This window comes from Streptosporangium sp. NPDC023615 (assembly GCF_040640155.1).
GTDB lineage: Bacteria > Actinomycetota > Actinomycetes > Streptosporangiales > Streptosporangiaceae > Streptosporangium.
Map to the genome: position 1 here is coordinate 13,516 of NZ_JBFABE010000070.1, position 19,023 is coordinate 32,538.

Genomic DNA, 19,023 nt, shown 5'->3' on the forward strand with positions numbered 1-19,023 from the left:
ATCTTTCCGGTACGCGTGCGTGCCGCGCCGGGGGCGCGCTCACGACGCGGTGCCCGCACGGGATCACACCCGTGCGGGAGGAAGGGGGTTACGCGGGCGCCGGGCCCGCGGAGGGTGCTCGGGGCCGGGACCTGCCGGCCGCGTCGGGGTCGCGCTGCCGGACGAACATCGTCCGCCTGGCCCGATCGCGCCGGGACAGCGACGAGCGCGGCCCCGCGTCGGAGAAGACGGGCGCGGGTCGCAGCGCCCAGGCGAGCAGGAGCACGCCCAGCCCGACCACGGCGGCCGCGGCCGGCACGCCGCCTCCGTCGAACATCCAGACGGCCAGCGTCTGGAGGGCGAGCAGCAGGTTCACCCCTTGACCCTGGCCACCACCGTGACCACGGCGACGACCACGAAGGCCAGCACCGCCAGGACGAGCGCGAACTTCAGCAGCCCGACCAGGGCGGGCAGCACCAGCCCGAACACCACGTAGAGCCCGAGCAGGACGCCCAGAACCGCCATCACGATACGACTCATGTGCTCCACCGTACGTCGGCCGGCCGGACCGCGGGGGACGTGATCGTAACGATCGGGTGCGCGTGGACCGGCGGCGGGCCGGGGAGGCCGGTCCCCGGCGGGCCTACCGTGGTGACCCATGAGCGCGCGGATTCTGGTGGTCGACGACGATCCGATGGTGGCCGAGGTCGTGGCCCGGTACCTGGAACGTGACGGTCACACGGTCGAGTGTGTCGGTGACGGCGCCGAGGCGCTCAGGCGCGCGCTGGCGGATCCGCCCGACCTGATGGTGCTCGACCTGATGCTTCCGAAGATGGACGGCCTGCAGGTGTGCAGGAAGCTCAGGGAGCGGTGGCCGGTCCCAGTGATCATGCTGACCGCGCTGGGCGAGGAGATGGACCGGGTCGTCGGCCTGGAGACCGGCGCCGACGACTACGTCACCAAACCCTTCAGCCCCCGGGAGCTGGCCCTGCGCGTGCAGTCCGTGCTGCGCCGGGCCCGCGGCGCCTCGCTGCCGACCGGCACCGGGGTGCTCAGGGACGGGGACCTGACCGTCGACGTCGGCGCCCACGAGGTGAGGTTCCGGGGGGAGGAGATCATGCTGACCGCCCGCGAGTTCGACCTGCTGGCCCACCTGATGCGCAACCCCCGCCAGGCCTTCAGCCGCTCGGCCCTGCTCGACCAGGTCTGGGGCTGGTCCTTCGGCGACTCCTCCACGGTGACCGTCCACGTCCGACGCCTCCGCGAGAAGATCGAACCCGATCCGACGGTCCCGCGGCGGATCGTCACCGTCTGGGGCGTCGGCTACCGCTACGAGCCGCTGGCGGAGTCATGATCAACGAGATGGTGCTGATCGTCGCGGTCACCGCCGGGCTCGGCCTGCTGGTCGCGGTGGCGGGGCTGGGCGCGATGTGGCTGCTGCGCGAACGGTCGATCGGCGTGATGCTCGCGGTGGTCGCGGTGGTGACCGTCGTGGCGACCCTGGGCGGCGTGGTCGCCATCACCCTGAAAATGATCATCGAGGGTACGCCGAGGGACATCGTGCTCAGCGTGGTCGCGGTGGGCGGCCTGGTCGGGCTGGGCGTCGCGTCCGTGCTGGCCCGGCGGGTCGTGGCGGCCAGCCGAAGGCTCGTCGGCGCGGTGCAGGCGGTACCGGCCTCGGGGGAGTTCACGCCGCCCCGCGGCCTGCCCGCCGAGCTCGGCACGATCGCCGAGAGCCTGGACCAGGCCTACCTGCGGCTGCGCCTGGCCGGTGAGCGCGAGCGGGCCCTGGAGAGTGCCCGCCGTGAACTCGTCGCCTGGGTCAGCCACGACCTGCGCACCCCCCTGGCGGGCATGCGCGCCATGGCCGAGGCCCTGGAGGACGGCGTGGTCTCCGACTCCGGGACCGTCCTCCGCTACCACCGGCAGATCCGCCTGGAGGTGGACCGGCTGTCGGGCATGGTGGACGACCTGTTCGAGCTGTCCCGGATCCACGCCGGGGCGCTGCGCCTCTCGCGCGCCCGGATCGGCCTCGGCGACCTGGTCGCCGACGCCCTGGCCGGGGCGGAGGAACCGGCCCGGGCCAAGGGGGTACGGCTGACCGGCGAGGTCGACCCGCCGGTGATCCCGGTCCAGGCCGACGCGGCCGAACTCTCCCGGGCGCTGCGCAACCTGGTGGTCAACGCGATCAGGCACACGCCCGGCGACGGCACCGTCGTGGTCCGGGCCTCGATCGGGGACGGGACCGCCCTGCTGTCCGTCGCCGACGGCTGCGGCGGCATCCCCGTGGACGACCTGCCCCGCGTCTTCGACGTCGCCTTCCGCGGCGAGACGGCCCGCACCCCCGGCGCCGACGGCGCCGGGGCGGGACTCGGCCTGGCGATCGCGCGCGGCATCGTCGAGGCCCACGAGGGGACGATCGGCGTCGTCAACTCCGGCCCGGGCTGCCGCTTCGAGATCGGCCTGCCGCTCTCAGACTGACTCCCCGCCGCTCCCGGGGCCCGTCCCGGAGTCACCGGGGTTCCCGGGGCCCGTCCCGGACCCGGACCCGTTCGGGGAACCCGGCCCCGGCCCGAAGCCGGGACCGGGGCCCTGATCGCCGGCGGTGCCGGAACCGTTGGAGGCCGGCGCGGGAGCGACCTCGCCGTCCGGCCGTACGGAGACCATGAGGGTCATCTGCGCGCACTCGCCGTCGGTGTCCGGCTCGACGTACTGGAAGGAGGTCAGCCTCCGGGTGGTGCCCAGGGACTCCACCATCGCGCGGAACGTCGGGCACGGCCACCGCCACATGCAGCTGCGGCACCGCAGGATCGGGTGGGCGGCGTCGCTGGTGATGCCGCCCGCGTCGCGCGGCTGGTGCAGGTCGAGCAGTCGGACGCCGAGCGTGGCGAAGTCGAGGAGCTCCTCGCGCGCCCCTTCGAGGAAGTCGAGGTCCTCGATCGACAGACGTGTCCTGATCGGGACGTGTCCCTCGTGGTTCACCAGGCTCCGCAGTGAACTCGCCGCATCGCGCCACGAGGTGGCCTTGCCGGTGCGTGTGATCATGGACTCCAGGTGCTCCTGGAGCCGCTGCCGCTGGAGATCCTCGGGTAGGTCGGTGTTCATGGGTGGTTCGAGCCCGTTTCTCGTGACTCAACGGCCACCGCTGCGGTAGCGCAGCGGCGATCGGGAGGTGTCGGGTCCCCTCCCTGTTTCCGGCCAAGCCGGTGTCGCACAGTGTCAAGCTTCGCGCACTCAGGGTTTCCGTGTGGCGGAAACGGGGGACAAAGGGCGGACGACTCGGGTTGTTCAAGAGAGCGTGACCTGCGGCTCTCGCGCCGCTAGTGTGCCCGCTGTGGAGCTAAAAGTCTCAAGTCGATCTCATGCCGGGCACACCGTCGTGACCATCATTGGCGAAATCGACCTATATACCGCGCCTCGCCTGCAGGCCGAGTTCACCCGGCTGCTTGGGCAGAACCAGACCATGCTCGTGGTCCTCGACATGTCCTCCGTGGAGTTCTGCGACTCCACCGGCATGAACGTGCTCCTCTCGGCGCTCAAGCGGCTGCGTGAGCGCGGCGGCACACTGGAGGTGGCGGCTCCTCGGCCGGCCGTGCGTAAGATCCTTCAGGTCACCGGACTCGACTCGGTCTTCGTCGTGCACGAGACCATGCCGGAGAAGCTGTCGAGTTCCGGGGCCCCAGGGGTGAGTCCTCAAGAATGAGACGCCAAGGATGAGACGCCAAGGATGAGACACCCCTCCCCGAGGCCGAGGCCGAGGTCAGGACCGAGGTCAGGACCGAGGTCAGGACCGAGGTCCGGGATCACGAACGCTGGAGGTGCTCGATGACCGGCACGGCGGCGATCATCCCCGCCAAGGACGAGGCCGACCGGATCGGGGCCACCGTGGCCGCGGCCCTGGCACTGCCCGGCGTCGATCTCGTCGTGGTCGTGGACGACGGCTCGGCCGACCGGACGGGGAGGATCGCCAAGGCCGCCGGAGCCCGTGTCGTACGGCACGACCGCAACCGGGGCAAGGCCGCCGCCATGGAGAGCGGCGCCGAGGCCGTCCACCTGCTCGACGGCCCCGACCCCCGGCACCTGCTCTTCCTCGACGCCGACCTGGGAGAGACCGCCCGTACGGCCGCGCCGCTGATCGAACCGGTCGCCTCGGGCGAGGCCGACATGACGATCGCCGTCTTCGTCACCCGGGTGAGGCTCGGCGGGCACGGATTCGTGGTGAGGCTGGCCCGCCAGGGCGTCGAGCGCGCCACCGGCTGGACGCCGTCCCAGCCGCTCAACGGCCAGCGCTGCCTGACCAGGGCGGCCTTCGAGGCGGCCCGGCCGCTGGCCAGGGGCTTCGGCGTGGAGACGGGGCTCACGATCGACCTGCTGCGCAAGGGGTTCCGCGTGCGCGAGGTCGAGGTGGAGATGGCCCACCGGGCCACCGGTACGGACTGGAGGGCACAGGTCCACCGGGCCAGGCAGTTCCGCGACGTCGCCCGCGCGCTGCTGGCCCGCCGCTGACCCCTCCGCCGCTGACCCCTCCGCCGTCGCCTCCGGAGGGCGGCGCCCCGGACACCACCGGAGATGTGGTGGAATTTGCCGGTGACCCGGGACGCGTCGGCCGTCGACGAGAGGCGGAGTCCCGCCGGTGACGCGCCGCGCGGGCCGGACGTCGCCGCCTTCGCGGCCCTGGCGCTCTCGGCGGCGATCACGGTCCTCATCGGGCTGCTGGGCCCGTCCGCGATGGTGCCGGGGCTGCCCGGCCCCTCCTGGCACCCCCCGTACGCGCTGGACGCCCGCCCCGGTCCCCACCTGGTCATCGGCCTGGGCCTCGCCGCGATCGTCCTGGGCGGGCTCGGCCTCGCCGGAGCCCTCCGGTCGGCGTGGAGCCCGCCCGCGCGCCTGCTGCTCGTGGCCGGCTGCGCCGTGGCGGGCCTGATCGCCTTCCTGCCGCCCTCGGGGTCGGCCGACCACCTCAACTACGCCGCCTACGGCCGCCTGGTCACGCTCGGCCACGACCCCTACGCGATCACCCCCGCGGCCCTGCCCGGCGACCCGGTCACCGACGCGGTCGAGGAGTGGACCGGGGTGACCAGCGTCTACGGCCCGGTGGCCACCGCCGTGCAGGCGCTGGCGAGCCTGGTGGGCGGCGACTCGGTCAGGCTGACCGTCTTCGTGATGGCCGCGGTCAACGCGACGGCGTTCATCGGCACGGCGCTGCTGCTGCACCGCTTCGCCGCCGGGGACGAGCGCCTGCGGCGGCGCGCGGCGCTGCTCTGGGCGGCCAACCCGCTGCTGATATACCACCTCGCCGCCGGGATGCACGTCGACACCCTCGCCATCGCCTGCATGGTCGCCGCGCTCGCGGTGCGCGGCGCCGCCTCCGGGCTGCTGCTCGGGGTCGGCATCGGGATCAAGCTCAACGCCGGGCTGGTCGCGCTCGGCCCGGCGTGGGAGCTGCGCCGCTCACCCGGCAGGCTCGCCGTGGTGGCCGGGACCGCGACGGCGACCGTGCTGGCCGTCTACGCCGTCGCCGGGCCGCACGTGCTCGACCAGGTGAGCGCCGCGAGCAGGAAGGTCTCCCTGGCCACGCCCTGGCACCTGGTCAAGGTCGGCCTTCAGGACGTGTTCGGGCCCGGCGCGTACTCGGCCTGGATCCAGGCCGGTTCCCTGGCCCTGATGGTCTTCCTGGCCTGGCTGCTGCTGCGGACCATGCCCTCCGACGGCGCGCCCGCGGTCGCCGCGGCGGTGGTGGTCGCCTGGCTCTTCGCCGCCCCCTACGCGCTGCCCTGGTACGACGGGCTGGCCTTCGCGCTGCTGGCGATGGTCTCCTGGCCCGCGCTGGAGGGCTTCATGGTGGCCAGGATCACGGTCCTCTCGCTGGGCTACCTCCCGGCCAGGGAGGCGTTGCGCCCCGAGGACCTGGCGTGGATGAAGACCCTGGTCAGGGAGCGGGTGGTGCCGTGGACGCTGCTGGCCGTGACGGCCGCTCTGGCGTACCGGGCGGTGAGGAGCGCACGGCGCGCACGCAGGCCGACAGCGTCAGCGGCACCGCCACCGTGAGCGCCATCGCCGGGATCGCGATGCCCGAGTCGTTCATCAGGAACCCGATCAGCGCGCAGGCCAGCGCGCCGATCAGCCCGGCGCGCAGCGCGGGCGCCCGCCCGTAGGCCTGTCCCAGCGCCGAGGCCCCCCACCGTGACGGGCGGTCCAGCACCAGGAACAGGAACGCCAGCGCGACCAGCGTGAGCAGCGTCAGCGACCAGTTGCCGACCGTGACCCCGACCATCGCCGAGAACTTGCGGCCGACCACGGTCCACGCCTGCCCGTCCAGCACCTGCTGGACGAAGGCGCCCAGGTGGGTACGGCTCGCCGGGGGCCTGCTCCAGTCGGCCACCGCGATGGCGCCGACCAGCAGGACGCCCGCCAGGCCGGTCAGGCCCAGCCGGACCGGTGAGAGCCGGCCGCCGGACAGCAGGATCAGGAAGACCACGACCCCCACCAGGAACGCCGGGACCCCGCCGAAGTCGGCACCCCAGGCCGGCCAGCCGTCGGCGAACACCGCGAGCCCCCCGTACGCCGCGCAGACCGCGAGCGCGAGGGCGCGCCGGCCGCGCGGGAGCAGCCACTGGGCGATCCCGGCCAGCGCCAGGATCGTCCCGGCCGAGTAGACCGCGAACGCGATGTTGCCGAAGCCGTAGAAGCGCCCGCCGGTGACCGGCTCGTAGCCGGTGACCGCGTTCACCTGGAGCGCCGAGCCGGTCATCACGTCGGCCAGCAGCGTCACCGAGGTGACGCCGGCGACCACGGTGAGAGGGCCCAGCGGATGCGCCCGCCAGGGCCGGGCGAACGCCACCGCGGTGATCGCGCAGGCGAACCCGAGGATCGTCACGATCAGCGAGACCATCGGGGCGGGCAGGGTCCACCACGGGACGAGCTGCGCCAGGAAGGTGGAGACCGGGACGGCCCCGCTGACCACGGCCACGACCTGGACGGCCCGCAGGGCCCGCACCCCGCCCCGGCCGCGCCGGATCGCGAGGGCGGCCAGCAGGTAGAACAGGATCTGCGCCGCCACGAGCACCGCGAAGAAGGGCGCCCGGACCGTGACGAGCACCTGGCTCGCCAGGTCGTCGTCGGCCAGCTTCCCGGCCGTCGCCGCGACCGGCTCCCCTCCCGGCCCGATGCCCTGCCAGGCGCGGCCCACGACCTCCTTGGGGGCCGGCAGGCCCAGCAGGCCGAGCGCGGTGGCGGTCAGGTCGGTGTTGGTGACCAGGCCGTCCTGACGGGTGGAGGCCGCGGTGAGGTACCCGCGCGGGTAGGGCGCGCCGCCGAGGGACGGGCCGTGGGCGATGGCCACGTGCAGGTGCGGCGCGGGCGAGGTGTCGGCCAGACCGGCGACCAGGACCGTGGTGCCCGACGGCCCGGCACCGTCGGTGCCCGGCCGGGGCAGGCGGCCGAGGACCTCGCCCACCACGCGGTCGGCCCCGGCGACCGCCTCCGACCTGACCCGTTCGGTCATCTCGGGGGGAACGGCGGAGGCCGATGCGGGAGGCACGACGGCCCCGCCGGACCCACCCGATCCGCCCGATCCGCCCGACCCGCCGGACGCGCCCGGTGCGCCGGTCCAGGCCCGGGTGAGGTCACCGGCCTCCACCACGATCAGCCCGTACGGGGAGAGGTCGCCGAGTCCCGCCACGTCGGCCGCGTACCCGGCGACCCTTCCCGACTCGTCGGCGGCGCCGAGGGCGGCTCCCGGCCCGGCCGCGGCCACCTTCAGACCGGCGTCCGCCGCGAGCCGCCCCAGCCGCCCGGGGACCGCGCGGAAGGCGGTGGTGGCGTTGAAGGCGGACAGGCCGGCCCAGTCCGGCACGCTCGCCCCGCCGCCGGGCGTCACCCGCGGTGCGGGCGGGACGGCGCAGCCGGCACCGGGCGCTCCGGCCCGCTGGCCCGCCGAGACGGTCAGCCAGCCCGCCACCGGGCAGGTGACCGCACGCTCCGGAGGCGGGACCGTCCGGGTGGACATGGACGCGGAGGCGCCCTCGCCGGCGAGCCGCCACAGGTTCGGGGTCCGGGCCGGGTCCAGGTCGCTCCAGAGCAGCCCCGGCACCCCGATGATCACGACCCGCCCGGGGAGGACCCTGGCGGCCGAGGAGGCCTCTGCGGCGCCGGCGCCGAGGAACGCCGGGACGGCCAGGAGCGCGCAGACGAGGACGAGCAGCGGGACGAAGCGGGAGGCGAACGGCGGCGCGAACCGTGGGACGGGCGGCGGGGTGGCCGACCGGGCGAAGCGCGGGGCGGGCGGGGGGACGAGGCGCGAGGCGGGCCGTGGGGTGAGCGGCTGGGCGGGCGGCGGCGTGGGCGGAGCGGCGCCGGTCCCCGCGGCGGGGCGCGCGGACCCGTGACCGTGCTGCGTCGAGACCATCGGTTCCCCCTGTCCGTACCCGCCGGGCGGCCGTTTTCCCGGCCCCACGGTAACCTGCCTGGTCGTGAGGACCGACGAGCCCACCGCGACCGGACGGAGTCCGTGGACGCGGTGGCCGCACTGCCTGCCGGCGCTGCTGCCCGCGCTGTCGCTCTTCGTGGTGGCGGTGGCCCCGCTGGTGCTCCACTGGCTGGGCAACGTGGACGACCAGCGCCTGGTCGACCTGGATGTGTACCGTACCGGCGGGGAGGCCGTGCTGCGGGGCCGGCCCGTCTACGACTTCGTGACGCCCGCGCCGCAACTGCTGCCGTTCACCTACCCGCCGGTGGCCGCGCTGCTGGCCACCCCCCTGGCGGCGATCTCGTGGCCGGCGGCGCAGTGGGCGTGGACCGCGTTGATCTTCCTGACCCTCGCGGTCACCGTGTGGCTCTCCTTCCGCGCCGTGTTCGACCGGATCGCCCCCGCCGGCGGGCCGGGCCGAGGGGAGGAGCCCGATGCCCGCGACCGTCCCGCCGGGGCGGACGGGCGGGGCGGGCGGGGCGCTCGGCACGTGCTGAGCCGTCTGTGGGTTCCGCTGCTGTTCGCCGCACTGATGATCGCCTGTACCTACCTGATGCCGATCAGGGACCAGGTGCGCTTCGGCCAGGTGGACATCCTGCTCGTCGCGCTCTGCCTGGCCGACTGCGCGGCGCGGCGGCCGATGTGGCCCCGGGGCCTGCTGATCGGCCTGGCCACCGCGGTCAAGCTGACCCCGGGCGTCTTCCTGGTGTACCTGCTCATCACCGCCCTGGGGCCGGGCGCGAGGCGCGAGCGGCGCGAGGCCTTCCTGACGGCCGCCCTCACCGCCGCGCTCCTCACCCTGCTGCCGTTCCTGGTGATCCCGGCGGACGCCGCCGACTTCTGGTTCCGCGCGCTGCTCGACCCCGAGCGGCTCGGCGCCAACGCCGCGACCACCAACCAGTCGATGCGCGGCATGCTGATCCGGCTCTACCTGCCCGACACGCCGACGACCCTGCTCTGGATCGCCCTGGTGGCCGTGGTCGCCTGGTACGGCTTCCGGTACGCCCGCAGGGCGCTGCTCGACGGCCGTCCGGTGGCCGGGGTCGCCCTGGTCGGGCTGATGGCCGTGCTGCTCTCGCCGGTCGCGTGGATCCACCACCTCGCCTGGGTGGTCGTGGTGATCGGCGCGCTGGCCGGCGACGGACGCGACCCGGTGAGGGTCAGGGTGGCCGTAGGGGTCTGGCTCTACTACGTGCTGCCGATCCCGTGGTGGGGAGTGACGATCAAGGCGGCGGAGATCCCGGTGCTCAGCCCGGTGCTGGGCAAGATCGTGCAGAACGGGTTCGGGCTGGGCGCGCTGGTCCTGGTCTGGTTGCTCGGGGTGTGGCTGCCGGGACGGGAGGCGGCCCACCTCCGGCAGGGACCATCCCGTGAGACGGGGCGACCACATGGCGGAACGGGGCGGACGGCGGGGGAATGACCCGAGTGTGTGATCCTGCGCGCATTTTCCGGCGGGTCCCGGCTAACCTGGGGACATGCCGAAACTCGCTTACCTGGGACCGGAGGGGACCTTCACCGAGGAGGCCCTGCGCATCCTGGTGCCCGGGGCCGAGCGCCTGCCGAGCGCGAACGTCCCCGCGGCCCTGGAGGCCGTCCGGCGCGGCCAGGCCGACGGGGCCGTCGTCCCCCTGGAGAACTCGCTCGAGGGCGCCATCACCACGACCCTGGACGAGCTCGCCCGGGGCGAGTCGCTGCTGATCACCGCCGAGCTGCTGCTGCCCGTCGAGTTCTCGCTCCTGGCGCGCCCCGGCACCGAGATCGCCCACATCAAGAGGGTCTTCACCCACCCGGCGGCCATCACCCAGTGCCGCAACTTCATCGCCCGCGAGCTGCCCGACGCCGTGGTGGTCGCCGCGCCGTCGACCGCCGCCGCGGCACAGGAGGTCGCGCTCCCGGGATCGCCGTACGACGCGGCCATCGCCGCGCGGATCGCCGGTGAGCACTACGGCCTGGTCGAGCTCGCCGGCGGGATCGGCGACCGCACCGACACCGTGACCCGGTTCGTCCAGGTCTCCCGTCCCGGGCCGCTGCCCGGGCCGACCGGCGCTGACCGCACCTCCCTGGTCGCCTTCCTGGCCGACGACCATCCGGGCGCCCTGCTGGAGATGATGACCGAGTTCTCCGTCCGCGGCGTCAACCTGTCCCGCATCGAGTCGCGCCCGACCGGTGACGGCATCGGCCGTTATTTCTTCCACTTCGACTTCGAGGGGCACATCGCCGACGCTCGCGTCGGCGAGGCCGTGTCCGGCCTGCACCGGATCTGTTCCAGGGTCCGGTTCCTCGGCAGCTACCCGCGCGCCGACGCCCTGTCCCCGCAGATCAAGCCCGGCACCGAGGACGACGCCTTCGCCGAGGCCGCGGGCTGGCTGGACAGGATCCGCACCGGCCAGGTCTGAACCGGGCTCGAACCGGGGCGCCCCCGCCGGGTCCGGCACGGCGCCCGGGTCGATCCGGGCGCGGAGCGCGGCCGTCCATCGGTAGCCTTATGCGTGTGATTGACCTGCGTACCCTTCGTGAGGATCCCGACCGGCTACGGGCGTCGCAGCGTGCCCGCGGTGAGGACGACTCTGTCGTCGCGACGCTGCTCGACCTCGATGAGCGCCGCCGTGGCGCGCTGAGCCGCTTCGAGACGCTCCGCGCCGAGCAGAAGACCGTCGGCAAGTCCGTCTCCCGCGCCTCCGGGGAGGAGAAGACGGCCCTGCTGGAGCGGGCGAAGGATCTCTCCTCGCAGGTCAAGTCGGCCGAGGCCGAGGCCGAGAAGCTCGGCGCCGAGCTCGACGGGCTGCTCTACACGGTGCCGAACCTGGTCGAGGAGGGCGCCCCGGAGGGCGGCGAGGACGACTACGTCGTACTGGAGGAGATCGGCGAGAAGCCCTCCTTCGACTTCGAGCCCAGGGACCACCTGGCGCTGGGCGAGCTGCTCGGCGCGATCGACATGGAGCGTGGCGCCAAGGTCTCGGGATCGCGGTTCTTCTTCCTGAGGGGCGTCGGCGCCAGGCTGCAGCTCGGGCTGCTCAACATGGCCATGCAGCAGGCGATCGAGGCGGGCTTCGTCCCGATGATCACGCCGGTGCTGGTGAAGCCGGAGTCGATGAAGGGCACCGGTTTCCTGGGCGCGCACGCCTCGGAGGTCTACCACCTGCCCGGCGACGACCTGTTCCTGGTCGGCACGAGCGAGGTGCCGATGGCTGCCTACCACGCCGACGAGATCCTCGACGGCTCCGCGCTGCCGTACCGCTACGCGGGGTGGTCCTCGTGTTTCCGCCGCGAGGCCGGGTCGTACGGCAAGGACACCCGGGGCATCATCCGGGTCCACCAGTTCGACAAGGTGGAGATGTTCTCCTACGCCCGTCCCGAGGACGCCTACGACGAGCACCGGCGCCTGCTCGACTGGGAGAAGGAGATGCTCGCCAAGGTCGAGCTGCCCTACCGCGTGATCGACACCGCCGCCGGGGACCTGGGGACGTCGGCCGCGCGGAAGTTCGACTGCGAGGCGTGGGTGCCCAGCCAGAGCCGCTACCTCGAACTCACCTCGACCTCCAACTGCACCGACTTCCAGGCCCGGCGGCTCGGTGTCCGGTTCCGCGACGCGGGCGGCAAGCCCCAGCACGTGGCCACCCTGAACGGCACGCTGGCCACCACCCGGTGGATCGTCGCCATCCTGGAGAACCACCAGCAGGCGGACGGCTCGGTCGTGCTTCCCAAGGCGCTGCGCCCCTACGTCGGCCTCGACGTCCTCGAACCCGTCGGGTAGCCGGTCCGAGGCACACCCGGACTCCCGTCCACCTGCCCGCCCGCCCGTCACGAGGACCCCGCCGCCCACGGCGGGGTCCTCGCGCGTTCACCCCGCTTCCCCTGGTCCTTCCGCCTCTTGCGCCGTCCGTCCCGCCCCCGCCCGGCCCGCCCGGCCCAGCAGGACGGACGCCCCCATGCCGAGACCGGCGACGAGCCAGCCGAGGAACCCCGCCACCCGGTAGTGGTCGATGACGCCCACCTCCCAGGCGGAGAAGAGCGTCCAGATCGAGAACGGCGTGACGAAGGCGACGGCGACCAGCGCGAACCAGGCCGGCGCGGTCATCCGCGCCCGGATCGCCGTCATGATCATGGAGATGACCGCCGGGACGAGGAGAAGGACGCCGGCGAGCAGGAGCACCCCGTCCATGACGCCGAACCCCTCATCCGGGAGGCCGCCGGTCGGAAAGGTCACCAGGTAGGCGACCGTGACGAGGACGTACGGGGAGACGCCGGAAGGTGTCTGCCCGGGACGGCGCGCCATGGTCACGCCGACCGCGAGACAGAGCAGGCCGGCGAGGACGCCCGTCTGCCGTTCCGCCCTCAGGTCGGCGCCCAGCGCTTCGAGCGGGGGCGCCGCCTCCGGGGAGAAGCCCCTGTCCGACAGGCCCAGCCGCCGCCAGTTCCCCCGCGTGTCCCGCAGGGCGATGCCGTCGTGGCCGTTGGCCGCCACCACCACGTGGCCGCCGGGCGCGGACTGCACGGCGATGGCCGTGGAACCCCGCCAGCCCACCCTGGGGTCGTCCTCCACCTTCCGCCGGAGCGCGTCCTGGCGTCCCTCGGAGATCGACCAGACCGTGTGCCAGCTATCCCCGCCGTCCCTTGACTCGTCCACCGTCAGCCGCGGGGGAACGACGCGGTAGCAGCGCAGGGGGTCGCCGGGCAGGCAGGCCCGGGGCACCGCGCGGGGACGGGGCGAAAGCGCCGGGACCGTGGATTCCGGATCCGGCGTGGGTTCCAGCAGGGTGGGGCCGGAGGGGGACGTGGGCCTAGGAGTGGATTCCGGGGACGCGGAACGCGGATAGGGCGTGGGCTCCGGGGACGCGGAACGCGGATAGGGCAAAGGCGTGGGCTCCGGGGACGCCGGGAGCGGCGAGGGGGAGGGCGAGGCCGTGGAATCCCCGGTGCCGGGGCTCTCGGGACGAGAGACCGCCCACCAGACGCGGCCGCCGTCCCGGGAGGAGAGTTCGGTCCCGCCGTCCACGACCACGGTGATGGCGTCGTCGGTCGCGAAAACCTCCTGCACCGCGACCGGCGGCGGGACGGGCCCGGTGGCGGCCACCGCGACGAGGGCGACAGGGATGACCGCCAGCGCGCGGAACCGTCGTACCGAGCGGCCCTCCTCGCACCGGCGCCAGATCAGCCACGCGGCGCCCAGCGCGGGCAGGGCCAGCAGGTCGGTCGGGTCGGCCAGTATCCGCGAGGGGATCGCGACCGCGGTCCACGCCCGGGAGGCGAGCTCGGCCCCCTCCTGCGTGACCTTGACCGCGGTGAAACCGGCACCGGTGGCGACGATCGCCACGGGGGCGGCCGTCCGGACCAGGGCTGGGAGGAGGGGGCCGGCCCGCAGGAGCGCGAGGACCGGCGCGCAGACGAGCACGAGGGCGAGGGCGAGCAGGGGCGGGGCGACCAGCAGCCCGGCGACGTCACTCAGCTTGCCGGTGACGAGGCCGGGCCACATCGCCTTGAGGACATGGTCGTTGACCGGCAGCACGAAGGTGGCGACCACGGTCACCGGATGCCCGAACCAGGCGAGGAGGGGACCACTGGGATGCTCCATGGACGGGTGGACCCGCCGCGCCACGGCCTGGTTCGGGCACGGCCGCTTTCGTGACCGGGTCGTGCCCTACCGGAGACCCCGGCTCATGTCCGTGCTCTTCAGGGGCGATCCATGCTTCTCGGGTCAATCCGTGAGATAGCGCTGGAGAGTGGGTCCGAGCCAGTCGATGATCTCCTGGCGGGACATGCCGGCCACCGGCGGCAGGCGCAGGACGTAGCGGCACAGGGCCATGCCGAGGACCTGCGTGGCGGCGAGCCCGGCCCGCAGCGGGGCCTGGGCCGGGTCGGTGACGAGACGGGCGGTCAGCGAGCCGAGCTGGGCGGCGAAGATGCCGCGCATGCGCTCGGCGACGGCCTCGTCGGTGACGCCGGTGCGGAGCAGGATCATCATGCCCTCGTCCTCCTCCCACCGGTCCAGGAAGTGGGTGATGAGCGCCTCGCCCACGGTGTGACGGGGGAGCGCCGCCAGGTCGGGGAACCGGAGGTCGACGTCGGCGGCGGCGGCGAAGAGCCCGTCCTTGTTCCCGTAGTAGCGCATGACCATGGACGGGTCGATGCCGGCGTCCGCCGCGATGGCCCGGATGGTCGCGCGCTGGTAGCCGTCCGAGGCGAAGCGCTCGCGCGCCGCGGCCAGGATCGCGGCCTTGGTGTCCTCCGAGGTTCTCCGCACGCGTCGACTGTAGGCCAACACGTGTTGACATCGCCAGCGCGGAAGCGCACAGTTATGCCAACACCTGTTGACCAACAAGCGTTGGCATAACTAAGGAGAACGGCATGCTCCCCGCCACCACGGACGTCCTCGTCGTCGGCGCGGGCCCGACCGGCCTGGCCGCCGCCGCCTGCCTCGCCGCCCAGGGGATCGACGTGATCGTCGTCGACGACCAGGCGGCCGGCGACAACACCTCCCGCGCCGCCGTCGTCCACGCCAGGACGCTGGAGGTCCTGGAGGGCATCGGCGTCTCCGGGCGGCTGACCGCCCTGGGCATCCACGCGCCGCGCTTCACGATCAGGGACCGCGACCGGACGCTCGTACCGGTCGAGTTCGGCGGACTTCCGACCCGCTACCCGTACACGCTGATGATCTCCCAGGCCGTCACCGAGCGGATCCTGCTGGAGCGCCTCGTCGAGCTGGGCGGGCACGTCGCCAGGCCGTACCGGCTGGAGAGCCTCGTCCAGGACGCCGGCGGGGTGACCGCGACGCTGTCCGGGGGCGCGGTGATCGCCGCGAAGTACCTGGTCGGTGCCGACGGCATGCGCAGCACGGTCCGCGAGCAGGTGGGGATCACCTTCGAGGGCGGCGAGCTCCGGGAGTCGTTCAGCCTGGCCGACGTGCGGCTCACCGGAGGCGTCCCCCGCGACGAGGTGGTGCTGTACTTCTCACCCGCCGGGCTGGTCGTGGTCGCGCCCCTGCCCGACGGCACCCACCGGATCGTCTCCACGGTCGACGAGGCGCCCGAGCACCCCGACGTCGCCTTCGTCCAGGGCCTGCTGGACACCCGCGGGCCGAAGAGGGAGCGGGCCGTGGTCGGCGAGGTCGTCTGGGGGTCGCGCTTCCGGGTGCACCACCGGGTGGCCGGCACCTTCCGCTCCGGACGGGTCCTGCTCGCCGGCGACGCCGCGCACGTGCACAGCCCCGCGGGCGGGCAGGGGATGAACACCGGCCTCCAGGACGCCGTCGCGCTCGCGGAGGCGCTCACCGCCGCGCTCAGGGGCGAGCAGGAGGCGCTGGACCGCTACGTCGCCGCCCGCCGTCCCGTCGCCCTGCGCGTTCTCACCTTCACCGGCCTGCTCTCCCGGCTGGCCAACATGAACAGGCGCGTGCGGCCGTTCAGGAACCTCGCCCTGCGGACCCTGGCGCTCAGTCCCGCCTTCCGCCGCCGTATCGCCTGGCGGCTCGCCGGCCTGGTCCGTCGATAGGCGGCAATCTCACCCGCCGGTAAGGGTGGCGGGTCCCGCTCGACGAAAAGACTCACCATTCGGTAAGGGCCTTCGCGCACGTGGACCGGCCGACGGGACCTCCGTTCGCGCGCCGCGCGGCCGGACCGATCGGGAACGGCCCGACAAAGGGCCGTACATGGCACGTTCCAAATAGCCGTGAACACGAAGAAGGTCCGATCCTCACGGCCGGGAAAACGAAAGGCGGGGTTCGCGTGAAGCGAACCCCGCCTTCCCGTTCAACCAAGAGGTCTATGCGTCAGACGGCGCGGACCTGCGAGGCCTGCGGGCCCTTCTGGCCCTGGGTGATCTCGAACTCGACCCGCTGGCCGTCTTCGAGGCTACGGTAGCCGTTGCCCTGGATCTCGGAGAAGTGCACGAACACGTCCGGTGCACCGCCGTCCGGTGCGATGAAGCCGAAGCCCTTTTCAGCGTTGAACCACTTGACGGTTCCCTGAGCCATTAAAGCTCTCCCTCAGGATTTGAAACTTCGGGATTCACACCTCATGAACCCCATGTGTCGTACAGCGGGCCCCGGGTGGTTCAGTAAAACTGGTTTTCACAACGGGATTCAGCTAATACAACGCCATCACATCTAACACTATCCGGCCCGACCGTGTTCCCGCCATGAGGAAGATTCCTCGGACGGGATCCCCGGGGCCGACAGGTCGCCCCATCACAGTGCAGACTGGGACGTGTTATGCGAAGCCCCAGGCTGGTCGCCACCGACCTCGACGGCACCGCCCTGCGCTCGGACGGCACCGTCTCCCCCCGCACGGTCGCCGCTTTTTCGCTCGTGGAGAACGCGGGCGCGACCCTGGTCTTCGTGACCGGCAGGCCACCACGCTGGATGCACACGGTCGCGGGAGCCGTACGCCACCGGGGGCTGGCCATCTGCGCCAACGGAGCCCTCGTCTACGACCTGCACACCGAGCGCATCGTCGAATCCCACCTCATCGCCCCGGAGGTCCTGGAGGAGGTCGTCCGGCGGCTCCGGGAGAAGGTGCCCGACCTCGCCTTCTCCGTGGAGTACGAAGGCGGGTTCGCCCACGAGTCCGACTTCCGGCTCGGAGGCTGGGACAGCAGGGCGGTCGCCGGGCTCCGGGTCGGCACGAACACCCTCACCTCGCGTCCCTGCGCCAAGCTGCTGGCCCTGCACCCCCGGATGGACCCGGACATCCTCCACGCCGCGGTCTGCGGCCTGGTCGGCGATCTGGTCACCCCCACGCACTCCAGCGGGCGGGCGCTGATCGAGATGAGCGCGCACGGGGTGACGAAGGCCTCGGCGCTGGCCCACCTCGCGACGACCAACGACATCGGGTCGCACGAGGCGGTCGCCTTCGGCGACATGCCCAACGACCTGCCGATGCTCCGCTGGGCCGGCACCTCGTACGCCGTCGCCAACGCCCACCCCGAGGTGCTGGCCGCGGTCGATCACGTCACCGCGGCCAACAACGACGACGGGGTTGCCGAGGTGCTGGAGAAGCTCTACGGGCCGTGACGGCCCGTGTCCGTACCGCGGGCTACAGGTAGGGACCCGAGTTGGACGACGAGCCGCCCTCCGGCTGCTGCTGGAGGGACATGCCGCCCGGCAGGGCCCTGCGCATGTTCTCCAGCTGGGCGCGAGCCGCCATCTGCTGGGCGAAGAGCGTGGTCTGGATGCCGTGGAACAGCCCCTCCAGCCAGCCGACGAGCTGCGCGTGGGCGACCCGGAGCTCCGCCTCGCTCGGCGGGGTTCCGTTGACGTCCTCGGTGAACGGCAGTGACAGCCGTTCCAGCTCGTCGACCAGTTCCGGCGCGAGTCCGTCCTCGAGCTCCTTGATGGAGCTCTCGTGGATCTCCTTGAGCCGCTTGCGGCTGGCCTCGTCCAGGGGAGCCGCGCGCACCTCCTCCAGGAGCTGACGGATCATGCTTCCGATGCGCATCACCTTCGCGGGCTGCTCGACCAGGTCCGCGATCGACCGGCTCTCGCCGTCCGTCTCGGACGGGGAGCCCTGGGGACCCACGACCACGATGTGCGGGGTGTTCTCCTCAGCGTTCATAGCCTCAACCTACTAGCAGGATTTTCCCGATGTGTTCGCCGGACTCCAGGATCCGGTGCGCCCGGGCCGCGTCGCTCATCGGCACCCGGGCGTGCACCACCGGCCGGATCGCCCCCGCGTCGATCAGCGGCCAGACGTTCTGCACGACCCCGCGCACGATCGCGCCCTTCTCGTCGATGGGACGGGAACGCAGGGTGGTGGCGTGCACCGAGGCCCGCTTCGCCAGCAGGGCGCCCAGGTTCAGCTCACCCTTCGCGCCGCCCTGCAGGCCGATCACGACCAGCCGCCCGCCGGTCCGCAGGACCTTGACGTTGCCCGCGAGGTACGCGCCGCCCATGATGTCGAGGATCACATCGGCCCGTACCCGCTCCGAGAAGTCCTCCCGCCGGTAGTCGATCCCCTCGTCGGCCCCGAGCTCCAGGCAGCGGGCGACCTTCTCGGGGGAACCGGCGGTGACGACCACCCGGGAGCCGAACGCCTTGGCCAGCTGCACCGCCATGGTGCCGATCCCGCTGGCGCCCCCGTGCACCAGCAGGGTCTCGCCCTTGCGCAGGCGCGCGGTCATGAAGACGTTGGACCAGACCGTGCACGCGACCTCGGGCAGCCCGGCCGCCTCGGCCAGGTCGACGCCCTCGGGCACCCGCATGACCTGTTGCCAGGGCACGGCGACCCTCTCGGCGTACCCGCCGCCGCTGAGCAGCGCGCACACCCGGTCACCGGGCGCGAAGTCCTCGACGTCCCGCCCCACCTCGCCGACCACGCCGGAACACTCCAGCCCCGGGTACGCCGAGGCGCCGGGCGGCGGATCGTAGGCGCCCTGTCTCTGCAGCGCGTCGGCCCTGTTGACGGCCGAGGCGGCCACCTCGATCAGGACGTCACCCGGCCCGACGACCGGGTCGGGGACCTGCCGCCAGGCCAGGACTTCCGGTCCGCCGGGTTTATCGATCACGATGGCGCGCATGTGAACAAAGGTATCCGCTGAGCTCCAACTTGGTGGTTGCTCGCGTTGACGAGAACACAGGGCGTTAA

At 73.0% G+C, this 19,023-nt stretch carries 19 protein-coding genes; 10 read left to right on the forward strand and 9 right to left on the reverse strand.

All coding sequences use genetic code 11. From position 1 onward, the window contains the following. Positions 1-88 precede the first annotated feature (88 nt). The gene (locus tag AB0G16_RS32280; protein WP_362813670.1) at positions 89-355 is read right to left on the reverse strand and encodes a DUF6412 domain-containing protein; all 267 of its coding nucleotides are present in this window, start codon (positions 353-355) and stop codon (positions 89-91) included. Further along, positions 352-519: a hypothetical protein gene (locus AB0G16_RS32285; RefSeq protein WP_362813673.1), complete on the reverse strand. Its 168-nt coding sequence runs from the start codon at positions 517-519 to the stop codon at positions 352-354. The genes AB0G16_RS32280 and AB0G16_RS32285 overlap by 4 nt, the downstream gene beginning before the upstream one ends. Before the next feature lie 118 nt (positions 520-637). Between AB0G16_RS32285 and AB0G16_RS32290 the strand changes: the two genes are divergently transcribed. Together AB0G16_RS32290 and AB0G16_RS32295 are read left to right on the forward strand one after the other, a co-directional pair. Next, on the forward strand, positions 638-1,333 hold the full coding sequence (locus tag AB0G16_RS32290; protein ID WP_362813676.1) for a response regulator transcription factor: 696 nt from the start codon (positions 638-640) through the stop codon (positions 1,331-1,333). Further along, positions 1,330-2,460 carry a HAMP domain-containing sensor histidine kinase gene (locus AB0G16_RS32295; RefSeq protein ID WP_362813679.1) on the forward strand — a complete coding sequence of 377 codons (1,131 nt, stop codon included), beginning with the start codon at positions 1,330-1,332 and terminating at the stop codon, positions 2,458-2,460. Before AB0G16_RS32290 ends, AB0G16_RS32295 begins: the two co-directional genes overlap by 4 nt. On the opposite strand, the gene AB0G16_RS32300 is transcribed toward AB0G16_RS32295, so the two are convergent. After that, positions 2,452-3,084, reverse strand: coding sequence for a hypothetical protein (locus AB0G16_RS32300; RefSeq protein ID WP_362813682.1), 633 nt, complete (start codon positions 3,082-3,084; stop codon positions 2,452-2,454). The genes AB0G16_RS32295 and AB0G16_RS32300 overlap by 9 nt on opposite strands. A gap of 229 nt (positions 3,085-3,313) precedes the next feature. Between AB0G16_RS32300 and AB0G16_RS32305 the strand changes: the two genes are divergently transcribed. The 3 genes from AB0G16_RS32305 to mptB all read left to right on the forward strand — a co-directional run bounded on the left by AB0G16_RS32305 (position 3,314) and on the right by mptB (position 6,027). Beyond that, positions 3,314-3,682, forward strand: a complete 369-nt coding sequence (locus AB0G16_RS32305) for an STAS domain-containing protein (RefSeq protein WP_362813684.1) — start codon at positions 3,314-3,316, stop codon at positions 3,680-3,682. Between the two features lie 122 nt (positions 3,683-3,804). Next, positions 3,805-4,485, forward strand: a complete 681-nt coding sequence (locus tag AB0G16_RS32310; RefSeq protein WP_362813687.1) for a glycosyltransferase — start codon at positions 3,805-3,807, stop codon at positions 4,483-4,485. Positions 4,486-4,566: 81 nt separating this feature from the next. Next, positions 4,567-6,027, forward strand: coding sequence for a polyprenol phosphomannose-dependent alpha 1,6 mannosyltransferase MptB (gene mptB, locus AB0G16_RS32315; RefSeq protein WP_362813690.1), 1,461 nt, complete (start codon positions 4,567-4,569; stop codon positions 6,025-6,027). Here the strand turns inward: mptB and AB0G16_RS32320 are convergent. Continuing rightward, complete coding sequence (locus AB0G16_RS32320) at positions 5,909-8,386, reverse strand: hypothetical protein (RefSeq protein ID WP_362813693.1); 2,478 nt, start codon at positions 8,384-8,386, stop codon at positions 5,909-5,911. The genes mptB and AB0G16_RS32320 overlap by 119 nt on opposite strands. Before the next feature lie 64 nt (positions 8,387-8,450). Here AB0G16_RS32320 and AB0G16_RS32325 point away from each other — a divergent pair, with 64 nt between their 5' ends. The 3 genes from AB0G16_RS32325 (at position 8,451) to serS (ending at position 12,200) form a co-directional block, all read left to right on the forward strand. Then, positions 8,451-9,866, forward strand: a complete 1,416-nt coding sequence (locus AB0G16_RS32325) for a glycosyltransferase 87 family protein (RefSeq protein ID WP_362813696.1) — start codon at positions 8,451-8,453, stop codon at positions 9,864-9,866. 55 nt (positions 9,867-9,921) lie between these two features. Beyond that, positions 9,922-10,842, forward strand: coding sequence for a prephenate dehydratase (pheA, locus tag AB0G16_RS32330; protein ID WP_362813699.1), 921 nt, complete (start codon positions 9,922-9,924; stop codon positions 10,840-10,842). A 95-nt stretch (positions 10,843-10,937) separates the two neighbouring features. After that, complete coding sequence (gene serS, locus AB0G16_RS32335) at positions 10,938-12,200, forward strand: serine--tRNA ligase (RefSeq protein WP_362813702.1); 1,263 nt, start codon at positions 10,938-10,940, stop codon at positions 12,198-12,200. Between the two features lie 87 nt (positions 12,201-12,287). On the opposite strand, the gene AB0G16_RS32340 is transcribed toward serS, so the two are convergent. Together AB0G16_RS32340 and AB0G16_RS32345 are read right to left on the reverse strand one after the other, a co-directional pair. Next, positions 12,288-14,018 (reverse strand): hypothetical protein, encoded by a 1,731-nt coding sequence (locus tag AB0G16_RS32340; RefSeq protein WP_362813705.1) that lies wholly within the window; start codon positions 14,016-14,018, stop codon positions 12,288-12,290. 123 nt (positions 14,019-14,141) lie between these two features. Continuing rightward, positions 14,142-14,687, reverse strand: coding sequence for a TetR family transcriptional regulator (locus AB0G16_RS32345; RefSeq protein WP_362813708.1), 546 nt, complete (start codon positions 14,685-14,687; stop codon positions 14,142-14,144). A gap of 104 nt (positions 14,688-14,791) precedes the next feature. Between AB0G16_RS32345 and AB0G16_RS32350 the strand changes: the two genes are divergently transcribed. Then, positions 14,792-15,934, forward strand: coding sequence for an FAD-dependent oxidoreductase (locus AB0G16_RS32350; RefSeq protein WP_362813711.1), 1,143 nt, complete (start codon positions 14,792-14,794; stop codon positions 15,932-15,934). A 277-nt stretch (positions 15,935-16,211) separates the two neighbouring features. Here the strand turns inward: AB0G16_RS32350 and AB0G16_RS32355 are convergent, their stop codons facing one another. Continuing rightward, a complete protein-coding gene (locus AB0G16_RS32355) occupies positions 16,212-16,415 on the reverse strand; it encodes a cold-shock protein (protein WP_012886943.1) in 204 nt (67 codons plus the stop codon). 237 nt (positions 16,416-16,652) lie between these two features. Here AB0G16_RS32355 and AB0G16_RS32360 point away from each other — a divergent pair, with 237 nt between their 5' ends. Then, complete coding sequence (locus tag AB0G16_RS32360) at positions 16,653-17,453, forward strand: HAD family hydrolase (protein ID WP_362813714.1); 801 nt, start codon at positions 16,653-16,655, stop codon at positions 17,451-17,453. Positions 17,454-17,475: 22 nt separating this feature from the next. Here AB0G16_RS32360 and AB0G16_RS32365 read toward each other — a convergent pair whose 3' ends face one another. Together AB0G16_RS32365 and AB0G16_RS32370 are read right to left on the reverse strand one after the other, a co-directional pair. Further along, positions 17,476-17,994 (reverse strand): bacterial proteasome activator family protein, encoded by a 519-nt coding sequence (locus AB0G16_RS32365; protein WP_362813717.1) that lies wholly within the window; start codon positions 17,992-17,994, stop codon positions 17,476-17,478. Positions 17,995-17,998: 4 nt separating this feature from the next. Continuing rightward, positions 17,999-18,955 (reverse strand): NAD(P)H-quinone oxidoreductase, encoded by a 957-nt coding sequence (locus AB0G16_RS32370; RefSeq protein ID WP_362813720.1) that lies wholly within the window; start codon positions 18,953-18,955, stop codon positions 17,999-18,001. Between the last annotated feature and the right edge of the window lie 68 nt (positions 18,956-19,023).

What these genes read in the sequence shown, in the direction of transcription:
- AB0G16_RS32370 (WP_362813720.1), bottom strand. Translation starts at nt 18,955, where the DNA reads ATGCGCGCCATCGTGATCGATAAACCCGGCGGACCGGAAGTCCTGGCC.
- AB0G16_RS32340 (WP_362813705.1), bottom strand. Translation starts at nt 14,018, where the DNA reads ATGGAGCATCCCAGTGGTCCCCTCCTCGCCTGGTTCGGGCATCCGGTG.
- AB0G16_RS32300 (WP_362813682.1), bottom strand. Translation starts at nt 3,084, where the DNA reads ATGAACACCGACCTACCCGAGGATCTCCAGCGGCAGCGGCTCCAGGAG.
- AB0G16_RS32365 (WP_362813717.1), bottom strand. Translation starts at nt 17,994, where the DNA reads ATGAACGCTGAGGAGAACACCCCGCACATCGTGGTCGTGGGTCCCCAG.
- AB0G16_RS32290 (WP_362813676.1), top strand. Translation starts at nt 638, where the DNA reads ATGAGCGCGCGGATTCTGGTGGTCGACGACGATCCGATGGTGGCCGAG.
- AB0G16_RS32310 (WP_362813687.1), top strand. Translation starts at nt 3,805, where the DNA reads ATGACCGGCACGGCGGCGATCATCCCCGCCAAGGACGAGGCCGACCGG.
- AB0G16_RS32355 (WP_012886943.1), bottom strand. Translation starts at nt 16,415, where the DNA reads ATGGCTCAGGGAACCGTCAAGTGGTTCAACGCTGAAAAGGGCTTCGGC.
- AB0G16_RS32320 (WP_362813693.1), bottom strand. Translation starts at nt 8,386, where the DNA reads ATGGTCTCGACGCAGCACGGTCACGGGTCCGCGCGCCCCGCCGCGGGG.
- AB0G16_RS32360 (WP_362813714.1), top strand. Translation starts at nt 16,653, where the DNA reads ATGCGAAGCCCCAGGCTGGTCGCCACCGACCTCGACGGCACCGCCCTG.
- pheA (WP_362813699.1), top strand. Translation starts at nt 9,922, where the DNA reads ATGCCGAAACTCGCTTACCTGGGACCGGAGGGGACCTTCACCGAGGAG.
- AB0G16_RS32285 (WP_362813673.1), bottom strand. Translation starts at nt 519, where the DNA reads ATGAGTCGTATCGTGATGGCGGTTCTGGGCGTCCTGCTCGGGCTCTAC.
- AB0G16_RS32295 (WP_362813679.1), top strand. Translation starts at nt 1,330, where the DNA reads ATGATCAACGAGATGGTGCTGATCGTCGCGGTCACCGCCGGGCTCGGC.
- AB0G16_RS32350 (WP_362813711.1), top strand. Translation starts at nt 14,792, where the DNA reads ATGCTCCCCGCCACCACGGACGTCCTCGTCGTCGGCGCGGGCCCGACC.